We start from the raw sequence: 17032 nt of genomic DNA, 5'->3' as shown, positions 1-17032 counted from the left end.
CCCCTGCCAACCGCCGTGATGCGAACGGATCGGCCGCAGGGCACAAAGGCCGCGCGGTACTACCGTTCATTTATTTACTTCGCCATACTAATTACTTACATTGAGCGCACTTCTCTTGTCTTTCTGCTTTCTTTCTGATTTTCTGATTCGATGGATCGCGAGTCCGGCATGCGACGTTGACGTTCGCGCGCCGTCCCGCTAGAACAACCGCGGCGTGCCCACCCAGACGATCACGGCCTCTTCGTCGGCCGTGTTGTGCCACGCGTGCGGCATCGTCGATTCGTAATGCGCGGTATCGCCCGCATTCAGCGTGAACGTGCGTTCCTCCAGCGTGAGCGCGACCTGCCCGCGCATCACGTAGAGAAACTCCTCGCCGGCATGCGACGTCACTTCCGACGGCAACTGGCCCACCGGCATCTTGACGAGAATCGCGTCGAGCTTCCGGCCATCCACGAGATTCGTGAGCCGCGCAAACGAGCTGGCCGAGTTCGCAAACTGAAAATACTGCAGTGCATTCGCGCGGCACACCGATCGCGCTTCCGTCGGCGTGTCGATGAAATACTGGACCGTCACGCCCAGCGCCTTCGCGATCCGGACCAGCGACGTGATCGACGGCGTCGCGCGGCCGCGCTCGACCTGCGACAGGAACGGCTTCGAGATACCCGCCGTCGCAGCCGCTTCATCGAGCGTAAGCTTCAGGCGCTGCCGCAGCGCCCGAATCTTGTTACCTAGCGAAACGGCGACAAGCACCGACTCATCGGGTGGCAAAACCATGGAAAGACGGACCCTCGCAGTCGAAATCGATTTGATGTCGGCGAACCTTGCCCGATGCCATGCGATGGCCGACCCGACGCGATTCCCGGTGCGATTTCCGGCCGCCTTTCGCCGCCGGGCGCACGCGGGGCGCTGCGCGAAGCGGTTCCCCCGCTTCGCGTCTGCCCGGCCAGCATCCATTTCATTCGGTTTACTAACTAACAAGGCTGCCCCTTTTCCTCGTCCGGCCTGACTGCCATGCGATAGCGCTGCCACGCGGCGCGCCCGCTCGGCGTGCTTCGCGTCCCGTCAACGCCACGCGGTATCGCGCTCGTCAGCCAAGCCAGCGTCGCACGCCGTCGCTCACGCCTGCGCTACCTGGACGCAACCGCGGTCCAGAGCTTCGCCAGATCCCCGGATCCGTCCGCGCCCTTCACCGTGCGCAGCACCTGTACCGCACACACCTTCTCGCCTGCCACGTAGTACGCCTCGCCGAGCCTCAGCCGGGCCGCGTCGGGATGCTCGAGCCCGCCCTTCGCAATCGCCTGCTCCATCATCGACAGCCCCTGTTTGGCCTGTCCGGCAAAGACGAGGTTCATGCCTGCGTCGATCGGCGCAACCGGGTTCGCGGCGTCCGCGCCCGGTTGTGCGCGCTTGGCGGCGAGCACCTGCAGCCGCTTCTCGCGGTCCGCCTGCGCATCCTTGCCCAACACGCCGGAGGCGAACCCCTGGTCGATCACCTGCTTGCCTTCAGCGGGAGACCCCGCCACCAGCGCGAGCTGCGTCATCTCCATATAGGCGTCGGCCGTCGTCAGCGAGCCCGTCGCCCTGCGCAACCGGAAGATGTCGAGATCCAGCGACGACAGATATCCGGGGCTACCGCGAATCGCCGACACCATTTCGTCCCAGTACGCGGGGCTCGGGTGGTACGCAACCAGCAGGCCGAGCGCGCGACGGTACGCGTTGCCGTCCTTCACCTTTTGCGCGCACGTTGCAAGCATCTGCAACTGCCCTTCGTCCGGCGCGTGTCCGCCATTCACCTGCGCATCCGTGCTCGCCTTCAGCTGGCTCACGACCTGGGCGCAGTCGTTCGACAGGTAGTACGACTGCGTGAGCAGCGTGCGCATTTCCGGATCCGTTCCGCCGGCCTTCAGGTAGCGCTGCGCGGTCCGGATCGCCAGCGGGTAGTTCTTCTGCTGGAAGTAAATGCCCGCCAGCGCCGCCGTCGTCCGCTGCTCGTCCTCGGCCGACAGCCGCCCCGAATTCAGCACGGTCTCGTACGCCTGCGCGGCCGTGCCGGTGTCGCCGGCCGCCATCGCCGCGGCACCGCGCATTTCTTCCACCATGTAGGTTTCGTACGGCGTCCGGTTGGGCACGGCGGCCGCTTGCGCGATCTTGCCGAGCGCGTCACGGTACTTGTGCGCACGGTACAGCTCCTGTGCCGCCGCCAACGGCTTCGCCACGTCCGGCCGCAGCGCGTCCGCCGGGAACGCCGGCCGGCCGAGCATGCACACCGCGCCGAGCGCCGTCAGCGCCATCATCCGTTTCCATCGTCGCTGGTTCATCGGCTCGCCTGTTTCGTCATTGCATGAACTGCTCGTTTCCGATCAGGCCGATCTTCGTCGCGCCCACGCGTTGCGCGGACGCCAGTACGGCCGCCACGTCCTTGTACGGCACCAGCTTGTTCGGCCGCAGATGGATCTCGGCCTGCACGGGTTCGGCCGCCACCTGCGTCAGCTTCGACTCGAGCGCCGCGCGGTCCGGCACCGGTGCGCCGTTCCACGTCGTCGTGCCGTCGAAGTCGATGTCGATCTGCACGACTTCCGGCGGCGTCGCCGGCGGCGGCGGATTGCCCACCGGCAGGTCCATCTTCACCGAATGCATCTGGATCGGGATCGTGATGATCAGCATGATCAGCAGCACCAGCATCACGTCGATCAGCGGCGTGGTGTTGATGTCGACCATCACGTCCGGTTCTCCGCCGCCTCCGCCCGAAGGCACGTTCATTCCCATTCTTGACTCCTGTCGATCAGAGTTGGCGCTTCAGCGCTTGCTCCGCTCCCATCCCAAGCTAGCCGCCGCGCGCCGGCGGTTCCGTAATGAATGACAGCTTCGCGATCCCCGCCCGCTCGCACATCGTGACCACCCGGCCGATGAACTCGTAGCGCGTGTTCTGATCGCCCCGCACGTGGACGCTCGGCTGCGGCTGCTGCTGCGACACGTCCTTCAGCTTCGCGAGCAGCGTCGGCCCGTCCACCAGCTGCTCGCCCCAGAAGAAGTCGCCGTCGCGGTTCACCGCGATCTCGATGCTCTTCGGCGTGGTCTGCAGCGGCTGTATCGTCTCCTTCGGAAGCTGAAGCTGGATCGTGTGCGTCACGACCGGAATCGTGATCAGGAAGATGATCAGCAACACCAGCATCACGTCGACGAGCGGCGTCGTGTTGATGTTGGCGATCACCTCGTCGCTATCGTCCTGCCCGACGTTCATGGCCATCGCGCGTCTCCGTCAGCCGATCAGTTCACCAGCGACGCCGCGGGCGACGCCACACGCGCCGGACGCTTGCTGCCTGCCAGCAGCACCGTGTGCAGCTGGGCGCCGAAGTTGCGGACCCGCTCCATCACCGACTTGTTGCGCCGGACCAGGAAGTTGTAGCCGAGCACGGCCGGCACGGCGACCGCGAGGCCGATCGCCGTCATGATCAGCGCCTCGCCCACCGGGCCCGCGACCTTGTCAATCGACGCCTGCCCCGCGATCCCGATCGCCGTCAGCGCGTGATAGATCCCCCAGACCGTGCCGAAGAGTCCCACGAACGGCGCCGTCGACCCCACCGTTGCCAGGAACGCGAGCCCGTCCTGCATGCGGTTCGACACGTTCGTGATCGAGCGTTCGACCGACACGTCGATCCACGTATTGCGGTCCACCGCCTCCAGCAGCGCCTCGTTGTGGTGCTCGCCGGCCTCGATCGCGGTTTCGGCGATGAACCGGAACGGCGACGCCTCGTCGAGCAGTTTCGCGCCCTCCGCCAGCGACGGCGCGGACCAGAGCTGTGCGTCCGCCAGCTTCGCGCGGCGGTTCGCACGCAGCTGCTCGAGGAACTTGGTGATCATGATGTACCAGCTCCCCATCGACATGATCACCAGCAGGATCAGCACGAAGCGTGCGACGAAGTCGCCGTTCTTCCATAGCGCGCCGAGCCCGTAAGGATTCTCGACCGCCTCGGTCGTGGCCGGCGCCGGCGGCGGGGCCGGCTCGGCTGCCGCAGGCGCCGGCGCGGGCGCCGCGGCCTGCGTCGATGTGCCGGCCGCCGCCGTCGACGCGCTCGCTTGCGCGTGAGCAAGCTGCGGTGCAACGAACCCGTCGACTGCCACGACGGACATCAACATGCTTGCCGCCAGCGCGGCCAGAGAACGCTTCGTCATACCCCACTCCGATTCTTTCGTTGAACTTAAGATTACCGTTCGAGACGGTTTTCCCCGATCCGGCGCGCGCGCCGGATCGCCCACTGCATCAATTCAGATTGAACGAGAACGGCACCTGAACCCGGACTGCCTGGCCTTGCGCGACGCACTTGAACCGCTTGACGGTGTTGAAGGCCGCGCGATCGAGTACGGGGTCCGCCGACTGGGCCACGCGCTCGTTCGTGATATTCCCTTCCGGATCCACGACGAATTCGATCGTCACGTCGCCGGTGATGTTGTTTTCCTGCGCTTCCTTCGGATACTGGATCGAGGCGCGGAGCGTGTCCGAATTCGGGCAGACGACGCCCACGTCATGGCTGACCGGTTTCGCCGGCGCGGGGGGCGCCACGACCGGCGCCTGCACGGCCGGCGCCGACGGCACCGGGGCCGACTGGTGCGTGATCGTCGCCTGCGGCGGCGCCTGCACCTGCACTTCCGGCGGCGGAACGAACGGCGGCGGCGGCGGCGCGAATTTCGGCGGCGGGAGCTTGACGACGGGCATCGGCGGCGGCGGTGGCGGCTTGACCGGCTCGATGATGCGGGTCTCGATCGGATGCTGGATCACCTGGACGACTTTTGTCGCGAGGCCGTTGAGCAACGCATAGATCAGCACGACGTGCAACAGCAGGACGATCGCGATGCCACCGAACCGGCGCACCGGATTCTGCTGCTTCCTGCCGAATTCTCGCGGACGCCCCAGCGTGGCAAGCCCGCTGTTCGAAGCAGCCAGATGTTCTTCGACTTTCATGCCCACCATCCTTCCCCCAAGCGATTCGCCCAGTTTCGCGGTTTCAGCCGGTGACGGAACCAGGTCGGCGCCGCCTCCGCATAAACCCGAAATTACATTTCAAATTCAATTAGCAATCCTAACTGAAAGATTCAAATTCAGATTCCAATTCTTTCGTTTTCAAGGAATCGTTTCGGCCGGCGCGGCTCGACGTTACGTCTGGCGCTCCGCACCCGCACGTTCAGGCCACGTTCAGGCAATTGTCAGCCGAGCTGGCGCGTCGCCATGTTTCGTGTGACGAATCCAGGTTCAATCCGGGTTCGTTACACGCCGATGTCAATCTCGCCGTTCATCTTGGGTGCAGAAGATAGCAAGGAAAAAATTTTGCCGTCAAACTTTATTTGATGCTTCAAAACAAAGTTTGGAGTGTTTATTCAAATAATATTTTAGTAAGCATGCGTCAAACATTTATTATTAAAACAGTAATTAATTTGTATGGCGATTCGACTTATTAAGTGTCTTTGACATAAATGCGCACCAGTTTCGCGCACTGCACCAAATAAATCGTGCATCGCACCAAAATTGACTCATCCGGGAATTGACGGACGGACGGAAGAAAGGAAGAACGGGCACCGCAGGCGCACGCCTCGCCTTTCACGCTACGCCGAAGGCGTTCAAACCCAATCCCTGGCTGCCTCTTCAGTCGATCAACCGCACCGATACATTTCGTACAACAAACTGTTGTATTGGCAACGACTATCGATGACGGATGGGGTGGCGACACCCTCCATTCATCCGCGCGCGGCAAGCGCTCCCTGCGCCCGAAACCGGGGCGCAAGGAGCGCTTGCGCGAGACATCCGGCATCCGCCGCTGCCGGGCGCTCTCCGCCCGTCAGGACACCATGCCTTGCATCTTGTGCGAAAAATGCGCGCGCTCGGCCGTTTCCATCAACGACAGGAATTCGTCCTGCGTCATGTGGATCAGCGCTTCATGGTCGCCGGCCTCGAAATAGACTTCCGGCTGCATCGCCAGGTTGTCCTCGAGGAACGTCTGCATTCCGTAGGCCATGCAGACCGGCGGTACCGCGCCCGCATCGCAGTCCTTGAAAAGTTCGCGCAGCTCGCCTTCCTTCGCGAGCACGAGATGACGGCCGGTTTTCGCCCAAAGATCGGACAAACGCACCGCATGCGTCGTCGGCAACACGGCCGCGACGTAGCCGTCGTCATCTTCGAGCAGCACGGTCTTGGCGAGGCGATCGCCGGGGATATGCGCGGCCGCAGCCGTCTCCATGCTCGTATGGCTATAAGGGTGGTACACGACTTCGTACCGCGAGGACTTCTGGCGCAGGCAATCCTGCAACGTGGCAGACATGGACATGGCACACCTCGTCTGGGCGAATCGGGCGAACGGCGTTCGCACCGGATTTGTTCAGAATAGGTCGCATTCGAGCAGATGGAAATCCTCGCCGCCCCGCTTGTCTCATGCGGGCCCCACCCCCGGGTCCAACCCCTTTTCGCGCAGCCATTCGCGATTGAAGAGTCGCGCCCGATAGATGTCGCCGCGATCGCACAGCAGGGTCACGATCGTATGACCAGGACCCATCTGGCGGGCCAGCTGAACGGCAGCGCCGACGTTGATGCCGGTCGAGCCGCCGACGTACAGCCCTTCTTCGCGCAGCAGCCGGTAGACCATCGTCACGCACTGCGAATCGTCGATGCGTATCGCATCGTCGATCGGCGCCCCCGCGAGATTGGCAGTGACGCGCGTCGAGCCGATGCCTTCGGTGATCGAGCTGCCTTCGGCCTTGATTTCGCCCGTCTTCACGTAGCTGTAGAGCCCGCTGCCGGACGGATCGGCGAGCACGATGCCGACCTCCGGGTTCTGTTCCTTCAGGTAGCGGCTCACGCCGGCCAGCGTCCCGCCCGTGCCGGTCGCGCAGACGAACGCATCGACCGTGCCCGCCGTATCGCGCCAGATTTCCGGCCCGGTCGTCTCGTAGTGCGCCTGCCGGTTGACGACGTTGTCGAACTGGTTGGCCCATACCGCGTTGTCGAGCTCGTCGGCGAGCCGTCCGGCAATCTTCTGATAGTTGTTCGGGTCGCGGTAAGGCACCGCCGGCACCGGACGCACCTCGGCGCCAAGCGTGCGCAGGATCTCCATCTTTTCCGGCGATTGCGTTTCCGGAATCACGATCACGCAGCGATAGCCGCGTGCCGCGCAGATATGCGCGAGACCGATGCCCGTGTTGCCGGCCGTGCCCTCGACGACGGTGCCGCCCGGCTTGAGCGTGCCGCGCCGCTCGGCGTCCCGGATAATGTAGAGCGCCGCGCGGTCCTTGACCGACCCGCCCGGATTCATGAATTCCGCCTTGCCGAGGATCTCGCAGCCCGTCTCCGCGCTCAGCTTCGCCAGCCGGATCAGCGGCGTGCGCCCCACGCAGTCGACGAAGCCTTGTCGCACATCCTGGACGTCCATGATGCCTCCTTGCCGTTGCGTATCGCTTTCGTGCCACAGAACGAAGGATAGGACGCGGCCGCGCGGCCCGCCGCTTTCGTCACTTCCGCCGCACACTGCCGCGTACTAAGCTTGGAGAGCCCTTCGCGACGCCCGCGCCGCATCGCCAAACGAGGTCCGCCATGCTGCAGCTGCAAACCGTTGCCGTCGACAAGCCCGAGACGGCAAACTTCATCCTCGGCCAGTCGCATTTCATCAAGTCCGTCGAGGACATCCACGAGGCGCTGGTCGGCACCGTGCCCGGCATCCGCTTCGGGCTCGCGTTCTGCGAGGCGTCCGGCAAGCGGCTCGTGCGCCGTTCCGGCACCGATGCGGACCTCGTCGAGCTCGCATGCCGGAACGCCAGCGCGATAGGCGCCGGTCACGCGTTCATCGTGTTCCTCGGCGACGGCTTCTATCCGGTCAACGTGCTCAACGCGATCAAGGCGGTGCCGGAGGTCTGCCGGATCTATTGCGCGACCGCGAACCCGACCGAGGTGATCGTCGCGGAAACCGCGCAAGGCCGCGCGATCGTCGGCGTCGTCGACGGTTTTCCGCCGCTCGGTGTCGAGAACGAAGACGACGTACGCTGGCGCAAGGACCTGCTGCGTACGATCGGATACAAGGCTTAGAAGCGCGCGACGTCAATCGATCGAACCGGATCCGGATCAGCCCCCTTCCCTGAAGACGCCTCACGGGAAAATCCGTCGACGCGAAAAACCAGGGTAATTGGCGGGCGGGAAAATGCCGGACCGTTAGTTGCATTTTCCGGTCATCGATCGATCAATCGGCAGACAATGGAGGAATCGCATGCGTCGCACGCCCGCCTCAAACCGCCCCGCGCCTGCCGGATGCGTGCCCTATACTGACCTCGGCGTCTGCTACAGGACGCCGCGCCGCCTGCCGGTCATCGATGGCCGGCATCTCGCCGACTCATGGAGCCCTGCATGCATTACCAGCTGATCTACGAACTCGTCGACGACTATCTGTCGAAGCGCGAGCCGTTCCGCGCCGAACATCTCGCGCTCGCGCATGCTGCCACCGAGCGCGGCGAACTGATGCTCGCCGGCGCGTTCGCGGACCCTGCCGACCAGGCCGTGCTCGTCTTCGAAGGCGATTCGCCCGAAGTGGCGGAATCGTTCGCGCGCGCCGATCCGTACGTGCAGAATGGTCTCGTCAAATCGTGGCGCGTGCGTCCATGGCGCGTCGTGATCGGCAAGCACGCGCCGCGCTAGGGCCTGTTCTCGGTAATAGCGGGCTTGCGCCGGCTACAGCCACCCTGCCCGCTTGAAGCGCCACCACAGCGCGAGATCGGCCACGAGCATCGCGGCCAGACAGCCGTAGAAGCCGTACTTCAGGTGCAGCTCGGGCATGTTCGCGAAGTTCATCCCGTAGATGCCCGCGATCATCGTCGGAATCGCGAACAGCGCGGCGAACGACCCGAGGCGCTTGGTCACTTCGCTCTCCGCGAGCGAGATCATCCCGAGATTGACCTGGATCGCGGTCACGACCATCTCGCGCCGCCCTTCGATCGTCTTCACGATCCGCTGCAGATGGTCGTACACGTCGCGGAAGTAATGCTCCATGCCGCTGCAGACCTGCGGGATGCGTCCGCCCGTCAGCTTCGCGAGCGGCTCGAGCAGCGGCGCCGTATGCTGGTACAGCATCACGAGCCGGCGCTTCAGCGAATACAGGTCCTCGATGATCGCGCGCGACGACGCGGGCGTCGCCTTCGTGAAGATGCGGTCCTCGAGCGCCTCGAGCTCCGAGCCGAGCGCTTCGAGCGTCGGGAAATAGCGGTCGACGACCTGGTCCATGAGCGCGTAGAACACGAACGCCGAGCCCTCCTGCAGCAGATGCGGCTCGCGCTCGCAGCGCGTGCGCACCGCGCGGAAATCCTGCTCGGTATGGTTGCGGATCGACAGCACGTAGTTCGGGCCGACGAACACGTTCAGCTCGCCGACCTTGAATTCGTCGTCACGGTCGAGCCCGACCGTGTGCAGCACCGCGAACAACGAATCGCCGTACTCCTCGATCTTCGGGCGCTGATGCCCATTGCGGGCGTCCTCGAGCGCAAGCTCGTGCAGCCCGAACTCCTCGCCCATCAGCTCGAGCTCGTCGGGCGTCGGGTCCTTCAGCGCGACCCACACGAAGCACTCGGGCTTCGACACGTAGTCGCTGATGGCGTCGATATCGATATCGGCCAGCTTGCGGCCGTCCTGGTATGCAGCGCAGTTGATCAGCATGTCTTCCGTCGTGTTGCCTGTAGTTGCCTGTCGTTACCTCAGTACCGCGCGCAGTTTACCGGTTTGTCGCGCGGCCGGTCCCGCGCCGCCCGGCTTGCGCGCCGTGCCGATATTGGTCATGATCGGACTGCGTGCGCCGCAGCACGCTGCAGTACGCTGCGGCCCCCACCTCCACACGCCCGCCCGGCCGCGCGGCGCGTTTCGTCAACGATGGTCAAGGAGACGGACCTATGTGGTATTTCTCGTGGATACTCGGCATCGGCGTTGCGCTCGGCTTCGGCATCATCAACGTGATGTGGCTGGAAGCGGAAGTCTTCTCGCGCGACGCGAAACGCAGTGACGCAGGCCGGGCAGGATCGGGGAGTACGCGTTCGTGACGCATCTGGTATTTTTCTGCGGCCACGCCGGTACCGGCAAGACCACGCTCGCGAAGCGGCTCATCGGGCCGCTGATGCGCGCCACCGGCGAGGCCTTTTGCCTGCTCGACAAGGACACGCTGTACGGCCGCTACAGTTCGGCCGCCATGGGCGCCCTCACCCAGGATCCGAACGACCGCGACAGCCCGCTCTACCTGAAGCATCTGCGCGATCCCGAATATCACGGCCTGCTCGACACCGCACGCGAAAACCTCGCGCTCGGCATCAGCACGATCGTCGTCGGGCCGCTGTCGCGCGAGGTGCGCGACCGGCGCATCTTCGACCGCGCGTGGCTCGGCATCGCGCCGGACGTCACGCTGACGGTCATCTGGGTCCATACGTCGGAAGACGTCGCGCGCGAGCGGATCGTCGCGCGCGGCAATCCGAACGACGCGTACAAGCTCACGCACTGGGACGAATACCGGCAGCGCCGCTTCGTGCCGACCGGCGACGAATGCGAAGGCCTCGTGATGTTCGACAACACCGCGCCGACCGCTGCGGAGGTCGACGCGCTGCTGCACCGCATCGTGCCGCCGCCGCAGGCGCCGATCGTCCCGCCGCTGCCTGCCTGAACCCTCGGCAAGCGGAAGTCCCGACAGCCGTTCCGCCTCGGAGCGACGATCCGGCTTCCTCGACGCGGCCGTCCTCGACGAGAACGCGGCAACTACGCGGCAACTACGCGGCAACAACGCGTCGACAGCAGGCCACCGCCTGAAAGCAAAAACGCCGGGTGGCGTCGTGCGCCCCCGGCGTTGCATTGACCCTCGTGCCTGGCTGTGCCGTGCAATCGCCTGTCAGGCAACCGCGTGCACGCGCTCCATCGTGCCGCCGTCGTACAGCTTGCCGAAGCGGTTCGCGAGGAACGCCTTCAGCGACACCTTTTCCTGCGGGATGAAACCGTTCTGCGGCAGCTTCTTCTCGCGGAACAGGTCCAGCACCGCGCACATCGCGCCTGCGGTCGTGATCTGGATCGCGCTCATCGGCATCCCGCACACTTCCTTCGCGAAGATCTTGCGCGTGAACACGTCCTGCACGAGCTGACCGTCCTTCACGCCCGTCACCGTGACGAACACGAGCACGACGTCCTGCTTCGTCGACGGCACCGCGCGGCGCATGATCGACTTCAGCGTGTCGCGATCGGTCGACAGGCGCAGGTCTTCGAGCAGGAACTGCACGAGATCGCGGTGGCCCGGATAGCGCACCGACTTGTAGTCGAGCGTCTCGACCTTGCCCGACAGCGTCTCGCACAGCGTGCCGAGGCCGCCCGACGTGTTGAACGCTTCGTATTCGGTGCCGTCGAGCGAGAAGTGCTCGAGGCCTTCCAGCGGCTGCACCCACTGCTTGCGGCCGTCGCGGATCGCTTCGCACGGCTGGCAGTATTCGTTGATGAGGCCGTCGACGCTCCACGTCAGGTTGTACTTCAGCGCATTCGTCGGGTACTCGGGCAGCGCGCCGACGCGCATCTTCACGTCGCGCACTTCGGTGAAGCCGTTCACGAGTTCATGCGCGGCGATGCCGATGAAGCCCGGTGCCAGGCCGCACTGCGGCATGAACGCGCGGTCGGAACCGTCGGCCAGCTCGCGGATCGCGTGCGTCGCACGGACGTCTTCGGTCAGGTCGAAGTAGTGAACGCCCGCGGCCTTCGCGGCAGCGGCGACGTTGACCGCGAGGTAGTACGGCAGCGCATTGATCAGCGCATCGAAGCCCTTCACTGCTTCGCGGATCGCGGTGGCGTCGGCCGAATCGACACGTTGCGTCGCAATGCCTTCGCGGGACAGCTTCGCGAGCGCGTCCGCGTCGCGATCGAACGCGACGACTTCGTAGTCGCCCGTTTCACGCAGCATGTGAGCAATGGTGTGGCCGATCAGACCTGCGCCGACGATGGCGATTTTCATGGGCTTATCTCCTGGATGATGGGTTGGTGTTGTGTACGGCGTCGAGCCATGAACACAGTTTAAGGACGCCCAAAATCAGTTCCAAGACGAATAATGATGCGAAACGACCGATAGTTTCGACGTTATGACGACACATTTCGTCTATTCGTCGAAATGTGCTGTTTTTCCGTCGATCGGCCACGCTATGGATGGCCTAAGTTTCCCGCTTCAGACTGCTGCCGATCACCCGATTTCCAAGGAGGCATCGGCATGCAGACCCTTTCCATGAATCGCACATCGCACTGGCTGAACAAGGTGCCCGACGTCACGCTGTCGTTCTGGATCATCAAGATCATGTCGACCACGGTCGGCGAAACCGGCGCGGATTTTCTCGCGGTCAACGCGGGGCTCGGCCAGACCGTCACGCGCGTCGCGATGGCGTCGCTGCTCGCGATCGCACTTTGGCTGCAATTGCGCACGCGCCGCTATACGCCATGGATCTACTGGCTCACCGTCGTCCTGGTCAGCATCGTCGGCACGCAGATCACCGACCTGCTCACCGACGGACTGAACGTCAGCCTGTATGCCAGCACCGCCGCGTTCGCCGTCGCGCTCGCCGCGATCTTCTTCGTCTGGCACCGGATCGAGGGCACGCTGTCGATCACCGAGGTCGTCACGCCGCGGCGCGAGCTGTTCTACTGGGCCGCGATCCTCTGCACGTTCGCACTCGGCACCGCCGCGGGCGACCTCGCGACCGAAGCGCTCGGCCTCGGCTTCTCCGTCGGCGCACTGTGCTTCGGTGCGCTGATCGCCGCCGTGTTCGTTCTGTGGCGGCTCGGCGCGAACGCCGTGCTCGCGTTCTGGATCGCGTACATCCTCACGCGGCCGTTCGGCGCATCGCTCGGCGACCTGCTCACACAGGCACGCACGTATGGCGGACTCGGCATCGGCGCCGCATGGACGAGCCTGCTGTTCCTGACCGTGATCGTGCTGCTCGTCGCCGCCGCGCAATTCGGCAGCAGCCAGAGCACGCGCGCCGCCGAGTGACACACGCCAACACATGCCAGTTTCCCTTCACTGAATCGAGGACCCGTCATGCGCTTTCCGCACGCCCTTTCCCGTCTCTCCGTCATCACGATCGCGGTCGCCGCGCTGAGCGTCGCCGCCGGCTGTTCGAAGCATCAGGACGCGAATGCGTCGACACCCGCGCCGGCCGCATCGGCGTCTTCCGCGGCCGTCGCATCGAAACTCGGCGACCTGTCGCAGTTCCGTACGATCGCCACCGACGTGAACGCGCTGGTCGGCAAGAACGACCTGCCCGGCGCGAAGACACGCATCAAGGATCTCGAAATCGCGTGGGATTCAGCCGAGGCCGGCCTGAAGCCGCGTGCGGCCGACGACTGGCACATCGTCGACAAGGCGATCGACCGGGCGCTCGCCGCGCTGCGCGCTGATCATCCGACCCAGGCCGATTCGGCCGCCGCGATGAAGGATCTCCTCGCGGCCTTCGACCGGTTCGGCGGCAAGTAAGCGCGGCCGGGGCCGATACCGGCCGATACCGGCCGATTTCCGCCGCCTTCCGCCCCATCCCGGCCGCGCGTCTGCATCGCACGTGACGCCCGGCCGGGAATCGCATACGCTGGCGGCCATGGCCTGGCGTACAGAGAACGCATGCGAATCCTGCTAGTTGAAGACGACCCGATGATCGGCGACGCGGTCCACATTGCGCTGAAGGACGCGTCCTATGCGGCGGACTGGGTGACCGACGGCGCGCGTGCGCTGACGGCGTTCGCCGCGCAGCGCTACGACCTGATCCTGCTCGACCTCGGCCTGCCCGGCCGCGACGGCCTCGACGTGCTGGCCGGCATCCGCGCGCAGGACAGCACCGTGCCGCTCATCGTCGTCACCGCGCGCGACGGTCTCGACGACCGCCTGCGCGGCCTCGACGGCGGCGCCGACGACTATGTCGTCAAGCCGTTCGAGATGGCCGAACTGCTCGCGCGGATCCGCGTCGCGATCCGGCGCCAGGCCGGCTCGGCCGCGCCGGTGCTGAGCAACGGCATCGTGTCGCTCGACCCGGCCACGCGCGAAGCAGTTGTCGATGGGCAGGCACCCGTTCAGCTGTCGAATCGCGAATTCTCGCTGCTGCGCGCGCTGCTGGTGCGCCCCGGCGCGATCCTGTCGCGGCGTGAACTCGAGGACCGGCTGTACGGCTGGGGAGAGGAAGTCGAGAGCAACGCGGTCGAATTCCTGATCCACTCGCTGCGCCGCAAGCTCGGCAGCACCGTCATCAAGAACGTCAGGGGGGTGGGATGGATGGTTTCAAGAAGCGGCTGAGCGAGTCGATCCAGTTCCGCCTGTCGGTTGCGCTGTCGGTCGCGATCCTGGCTGTCGCGACGGTTGCTGCCGCGTTTGCGTTTACGTCGGCGTTCGACGAGGCGCACGAACTGCAGGACGACGTGCTGCGCGAAGTCGCGACGCTGCTCGACCATCAGGACATCCGGTCGCCGCGCGCCACCGGCGCCGATCATGCGCGCAATGGCAACGAGCGCAACGAGAGCGACGAGATATCGCGCGTGATCGTGCAGCCGCTTTCCGGCGACATGCCGCAGGCCGCCGGCGGCGAGCCGCGGCTCGCGTTGCCGGCGACGCTCGCCGACGGCCTGCATACGCTCGATACCGGCGGCAAGCCGTATCGCGTGATGGTCCGTACGCTGTCGAACGGCGAACGCATCGCGGTCGCGCAGGAAGCCGGCATGCGCGACGACGTCGCGCGCGAAAGCGCGTGGCGCACCGCACTGCCGCTGCTGATCCTCGTGCCGATCCTGCTCCTGCTCGTCGCCGATCTCGTGCGCAAGCTGTTGCGCCCGGTCGCATCGCTGTCAGCCGGCATCGACGCGCGCGACGAGCACGACCTGCGACCGGTGCCCGCCGAGCACGTGCCGGTCGAGGTGCGTCCGTTCGTCGTCGCAATCAACCGGATGCTCGCCCGCGTCGCGCAGTCGGTCGACGCGCAGCGCCGCTTCGTCGCCGATGCCGCGCACGAGTTGCGCTCGCCGCTCACGGCGATGTCGCTGCAGGCCGAACGGCTCGCGGACACGGCGCTGCCGGCCGACGCGCAGGTACGGCTCGCGACGCTGCGCGGCGGGCTCGACCGCAGCCGCAACCTGATCGAGCAATTGCTTGCGCTCGCGCGGGCACAAAGCGCGCAGACATCGACGGCAGCAGAACCCGGCGCCGTGTCCGTGCATGCGGTGTTTCGCAGCGTGCTCGAAGACCTGATTCCGCTTGCCGAAGCGAAGGCGCTCGACATCGGCGTCGAAGACGGCCCGGATACCCGCGTGCGCGCCGACGCAATCGAGCTTGCATCGCTGGTCAAGAACCTCGTCGACAACGCGATCCGCTACACGCCGCGCGGCGGCCGCGTCGACCTGTCGACGCACGCGAGCGCGTCGCACGTGTTCCTGACGATCACCGACACGGGCCCGGGCATTGCGCCGCACGAGCGCGAGCGCGTGTTCGATCCGTTCTACCGGGTGCCCGGCAACGAACAGATCGGCTCGGGGCTCGGCCTGTCGATCGTGAAGACGATCGCCGACCGGATGGAGGCCGATGTCACGCTCGACTATGCGGACGAACCGCACCGCAGCGGGCTGCGCGTGGTCTTGCGGGTTCCGCTTGGCTGACCGCACACGTCAGCCACGGATCGTCAGCCGGCGATCGTGCCGCGATCGATCTTGCGCGCGAGGATGATCGACGTCGTCGTGCGCTCGACGCCTTCGAGTGCGCCGATCTGGTCGAGCAGGTCGTTGAGCCGCTCCGGCGAATCGGCGCGCAGCCACGCGACATAGTCGTATTCGCCGCTCACTGCGCACAGCAGCTGCACTTCGGGCATCCGGTCGAGCTTTCTCAATACGTCCTTGCCATACTTCGGCGCGAGGATGATGCCCACGTAGGCATAGATGCTCGCGTCGAGCACGTCCTGCCCGAGCCGCACACTGTAGCCGGCGATCACGTTGGTCCGCTCGAGACGCGCGATGCGCGCGATGACCGTCGTGCGCGCGACGTCGAGCTGGCGCGCGAGATCCGCGACGCTGGCGCGCGCATTGGCTTGCAGCAGCGCCACGAGTTGGCGGTCGAGATCGTCGAGCTGGTCGAGGCGGGGTGGACGCATGAGGCTTGAGGCGCGCGAGCGAAGCGCAACGGGAATTTGAACTGACGCGATGATAGCGCCGAACGCGCGCACGCCCAAACGGCGCACCGCACGCGCACTGCTCGACGACGCCGGCAAATGTATCCGCATCGATTGCGATTCGTATCGGTTGTAAGCAAGTGTCGCATTGGGTGCCGCGCACCGTGCGGCGTGCTACTAATACGATGCGACGCGAGACGCGCGTGCGCCGCAGAAGCGCCCGCCCCCGCTCGTACGACACCACCCCGGAGAGGCACCATGAAGAAGATTTCGCTCACCCTTGCTGCGCTCACCGTTGCCGCCGGCGCGTTTGCGCAGACGCAACCGCAGCCGCAATCGCCCGCGCAGCCGGCCGCTGCCGCGGCATCGGCCCCGACCGCCGCGCAACGTGCGGCCCGCCGCGAAGCACGGATCGAGGAACGCATCACGTACCTGCACAACCAGCTGAAGATCACGCCGGCGCAGGAGCCGCAGTGGAAGACGTTCGCGGACACGATGCGCGAGAACGGCGACACGATGGGCCGCCTGTATCGCGCGCGGATGGAAAGCCGCAACGCGTCCGCGATCGACGACATGAAGCAGTACGCGGAACTCGCGCAGGCCAACGCGGACGGCGCGAAGAAACTCGCGGACGCGTTCGAGCCGCTCTACGCGAGCTTCCCGGCCGACCAGAAGGCGCTGGCCGACACGACGTTCCGCAGCTGGATGCACCAGGGCGGCGAGCACCGTGGCAAGGGCAAGGCCGCGGCAGGCGCCGCAGCCAGCGCACCCGCGAAGCCCTGACGCGCCACGCACCGCTGCCCCGCCCTCGCCGGCCCCGGCAGCGGCGCGATTCCCCCCGGCGGACGGCGCCGGTTTCACAGCGCGCCGT

The 17032-nt window shown here is 65.6% G+C and carries 20 protein-coding genes; 9 read left to right on the top strand and 11 right to left on the bottom strand.

Annotated features, from left to right (window positions below):
* Positions 1 to 198 precede the first annotated feature (198 nt).
* From ACV229_RS32975 to ACV229_RS32940, 8 genes are all read right to left on the bottom strand, one after another.
* A complete protein-coding gene (locus tag ACV229_RS32975; protein ID WP_448087278.1) occupies positions 199 to 774 on the bottom strand; it encodes a helix-turn-helix domain-containing protein in 576 nt (191 codons plus the stop codon).
* Between the two features lie 353 nt (positions 775 to 1127).
* Positions 1128 to 2318, bottom strand: a complete 1191-nt coding sequence (locus ACV229_RS32970; protein ID WP_448087277.1) for a tetratricopeptide repeat protein — start codon at positions 2316 to 2318, stop codon at positions 1128 to 1130.
* Between the two features lie 16 nt (positions 2319 to 2334).
* Positions 2335 to 2766, bottom strand: coding sequence for an ExbD/TolR family protein (locus ACV229_RS32965; RefSeq protein WP_448087276.1), 432 nt, complete (start codon positions 2764 to 2766; stop codon positions 2335 to 2337).
* Positions 2767 to 2824: 58 nt separating this feature from the next.
* Positions 2825 to 3247 (bottom strand): ExbD/TolR family protein, encoded by a 423-nt coding sequence (locus ACV229_RS32960; RefSeq protein ID WP_448080400.1) that lies wholly within the window; start codon positions 3245 to 3247, stop codon positions 2825 to 2827.
* Positions 3248 to 3267: 20 nt separating this feature from the next.
* Positions 3268 to 4173 (bottom strand): MotA/TolQ/ExbB proton channel family protein, encoded by a 906-nt coding sequence (locus ACV229_RS32955; RefSeq protein ID WP_448087275.1) that lies wholly within the window; start codon positions 4171 to 4173, stop codon positions 3268 to 3270.
* Between the two features lie 88 nt (positions 4174 to 4261).
* Entirely contained in the window at positions 4262 to 4960 is a 699-nt protein-coding gene (locus ACV229_RS32950) for an energy transducer TonB (protein WP_448087274.1), read from the bottom strand.
* Between the two features lie 871 nt (positions 4961 to 5831).
* Positions 5832 to 6317, bottom strand: a complete 486-nt coding sequence (locus ACV229_RS32945; protein ID WP_448087273.1) for an aminoacyl-tRNA deacylase — start codon at positions 6315 to 6317, stop codon at positions 5832 to 5834.
* A 102-nt stretch (positions 6318 to 6419) separates the two neighbouring features.
* Positions 6420 to 7415 (bottom strand): cysteine synthase A, encoded by a 996-nt coding sequence (locus tag ACV229_RS32940; RefSeq protein WP_448087272.1) that lies wholly within the window; start codon positions 7413 to 7415, stop codon positions 6420 to 6422.
* Between the two features lie 161 nt (positions 7416 to 7576).
* On the opposite strand from ACV229_RS32940, the gene ACV229_RS32935 reads away from it, so the two are divergent.
* Both ACV229_RS32935 and ACV229_RS32930 read left to right on the top strand, forming a co-directional pair.
* Positions 7577 to 8065: an adenosine-specific kinase gene (locus tag ACV229_RS32935; RefSeq protein ID WP_448087271.1), complete on the top strand. Its 489-nt coding sequence runs from the start codon at positions 7577 to 7579 to the stop codon at positions 8063 to 8065.
* 315 nt (positions 8066 to 8380) lie between these two features.
* Positions 8381 to 8668: a YciI-like protein gene (locus tag ACV229_RS32930; protein WP_448087270.1), complete on the top strand. Its 288-nt coding sequence runs from the start codon at positions 8381 to 8383 to the stop codon at positions 8666 to 8668.
* A gap of 33 nt (positions 8669 to 8701) precedes the next feature.
* On the opposite strand, the gene corA is transcribed toward ACV229_RS32930, so the two are convergent.
* Entirely contained in the window at positions 8702 to 9679 is a 978-nt protein-coding gene (gene corA / locus ACV229_RS32925; protein ID WP_448087269.1) for a magnesium/cobalt transporter CorA, read from the bottom strand.
* 230 nt (positions 9680 to 9909) lie between these two features.
* On the opposite strand from corA, the gene cydX reads away from it, so the two are divergent.
* Positions 9910 to 10056 carry a cytochrome bd-I oxidase subunit CydX gene (cydX, locus tag ACV229_RS32920; protein WP_448087268.1) on the top strand — a complete coding sequence of 49 codons (147 nt, stop codon included), beginning with the start codon at positions 9910 to 9912 and terminating at the stop codon, positions 10054 to 10056.
* Positions 10053 to 10667: an AAA family ATPase gene (locus ACV229_RS32915; protein WP_448087267.1), complete on the top strand. Its 615-nt coding sequence runs from the start codon at positions 10053 to 10055 to the stop codon at positions 10665 to 10667. The genes cydX and ACV229_RS32915 overlap by 4 nt, the downstream gene beginning before the upstream one ends.
* A gap of 222 nt (positions 10668 to 10889) precedes the next feature.
* Here the strand turns inward: ACV229_RS32915 and ACV229_RS32910 are convergent, their stop codons facing one another.
* Entirely contained in the window at positions 10890 to 11990 is a 1101-nt protein-coding gene (locus ACV229_RS32910; RefSeq protein ID WP_448087266.1) for a saccharopine dehydrogenase C-terminal domain-containing protein, read from the bottom strand.
* 249 nt (positions 11991 to 12239) lie between these two features.
* On the opposite strand from ACV229_RS32910, the gene ACV229_RS32905 reads away from it, so the two are divergent.
* From ACV229_RS32905 to ACV229_RS32890, 4 genes are all read left to right on the top strand, one after another.
* Positions 12240 to 13016, top strand: coding sequence for a COG4705 family protein (locus tag ACV229_RS32905; RefSeq protein WP_448087265.1), 777 nt, complete (start codon positions 12240 to 12242; stop codon positions 13014 to 13016).
* Between the two features lie 48 nt (positions 13017 to 13064).
* Positions 13065 to 13499: a hypothetical protein gene (locus tag ACV229_RS32900; protein WP_448087264.1), complete on the top strand. Its 435-nt coding sequence runs from the start codon at positions 13065 to 13067 to the stop codon at positions 13497 to 13499.
* 141 nt (positions 13500 to 13640) lie between these two features.
* Entirely contained in the window at positions 13641 to 14306 is a 666-nt protein-coding gene (locus tag ACV229_RS32895; RefSeq protein WP_448087263.1) for a response regulator transcription factor, read from the top strand.
* Positions 14282 to 15655: a sensor histidine kinase gene (locus ACV229_RS32890; RefSeq protein WP_448087262.1), complete on the top strand. Its 1374-nt coding sequence runs from the start codon at positions 14282 to 14284 to the stop codon at positions 15653 to 15655. The genes ACV229_RS32895 and ACV229_RS32890 overlap by 25 nt, the downstream gene beginning before the upstream one ends.
* Positions 15656 to 15678: 23 nt before the next feature.
* On the opposite strand, the gene ACV229_RS32885 is transcribed toward ACV229_RS32890, so the two are convergent.
* Positions 15679 to 16143: an Lrp/AsnC family transcriptional regulator gene (locus tag ACV229_RS32885; RefSeq protein ID WP_448087261.1), complete on the bottom strand. Its 465-nt coding sequence runs from the start codon at positions 16141 to 16143 to the stop codon at positions 15679 to 15681.
* Positions 16144 to 16419: 276 nt separating this feature from the next.
* Between ACV229_RS32885 and ACV229_RS32880 the strand changes: the two genes are divergently transcribed.
* A complete protein-coding gene (locus ACV229_RS32880) occupies positions 16420 to 16944 on the top strand; it encodes a Spy/CpxP family protein refolding chaperone (protein WP_448087260.1) in 525 nt (174 codons plus the stop codon).
* The last annotated feature ends 88 nt before the right edge of the window (positions 16945 to 17032 follow it).

Source organism: Burkholderia sp. MR1-5-21 (assembly GCF_053427715.1).
The sequence above is the reverse complement of the archived record's forward strand: the minus strand, read 5'-3'. Positions and strand labels throughout refer to the sequence as shown.

Bases quoted from the DNA above. Each gene is read 5' to 3' on its own strand.
- ACV229_RS32890 (WP_448087262.1), top strand. From the start codon at position 14,282: ATGGATGGTTTCAAGAAGCGGCTGAGCGAGTCGATCCAGTTCCGCCTG.
- ACV229_RS32965 (WP_448087276.1), bottom strand. From the start codon at position 2,766: ATGGGAATGAACGTGCCTTCGGGCGGAGGCGGCGGAGAACCGGACGTG.
- ACV229_RS32900 (WP_448087264.1), top strand. From the start codon at position 13,065: ATGCGCTTTCCGCACGCCCTTTCCCGTCTCTCCGTCATCACGATCGCG.
- ACV229_RS32960 (WP_448080400.1), bottom strand. From the start codon at position 3,247: ATGGCCATGAACGTCGGGCAGGACGATAGCGACGAGGTGATCGCCAAC.
- ACV229_RS32880 (WP_448087260.1), top strand. From the start codon at position 16,420: ATGAAGAAGATTTCGCTCACCCTTGCTGCGCTCACCGTTGCCGCCGGC.
- ACV229_RS32905 (WP_448087265.1), top strand. From the start codon at position 12,240: ATGCAGACCCTTTCCATGAATCGCACATCGCACTGGCTGAACAAGGTG.
- ACV229_RS32885 (WP_448087261.1), bottom strand. From the start codon at position 16,143: ATGCGTCCACCCCGCCTCGACCAGCTCGACGATCTCGACCGCCAACTC.
- ACV229_RS32940 (WP_448087272.1), bottom strand. From the start codon at position 7,415: ATGGACGTCCAGGATGTGCGACAAGGCTTCGTCGACTGCGTGGGGCGC.
- ACV229_RS32975 (WP_448087278.1), bottom strand. From the start codon at position 774: ATGGTTTTGCCACCCGATGAGTCGGTGCTTGTCGCCGTTTCGCTAGGT.
- ACV229_RS32935 (WP_448087271.1), top strand. From the start codon at position 7,577: ATGCTGCAGCTGCAAACCGTTGCCGTCGACAAGCCCGAGACGGCAAAC.
- corA (WP_448087269.1), bottom strand. From the start codon at position 9,679: ATGCTGATCAACTGCGCTGCATACCAGGACGGCCGCAAGCTGGCCGAT.
- ACV229_RS32945 (WP_448087273.1), bottom strand. From the start codon at position 6,317: ATGTCCATGTCTGCCACGTTGCAGGATTGCCTGCGCCAGAAGTCCTCG.
- ACV229_RS32950 (WP_448087274.1), bottom strand. From the start codon at position 4,960: ATGAAAGTCGAAGAACATCTGGCTGCTTCGAACAGCGGGCTTGCCACG.
- ACV229_RS32955 (WP_448087275.1), bottom strand. From the start codon at position 4,173: ATGACGAAGCGTTCTCTGGCCGCGCTGGCGGCAAGCATGTTGATGTCC.
- ACV229_RS32970 (WP_448087277.1), bottom strand. From the start codon at position 2,318: ATGAACCAGCGACGATGGAAACGGATGATGGCGCTGACGGCGCTCGGC.
- ACV229_RS32930 (WP_448087270.1), top strand. From the start codon at position 8,381: ATGCATTACCAGCTGATCTACGAACTCGTCGACGACTATCTGTCGAAG.
- ACV229_RS32910 (WP_448087266.1), bottom strand. From the start codon at position 11,990: ATGAAAATCGCCATCGTCGGCGCAGGTCTGATCGGCCACACCATTGCT.
- ACV229_RS32895 (WP_448087263.1), top strand. From the start codon at position 13,641: ATGCGAATCCTGCTAGTTGAAGACGACCCGATGATCGGCGACGCGGTC.
- cydX (WP_448087268.1), top strand. From the start codon at position 9,910: ATGTGGTATTTCTCGTGGATACTCGGCATCGGCGTTGCGCTCGGCTTC.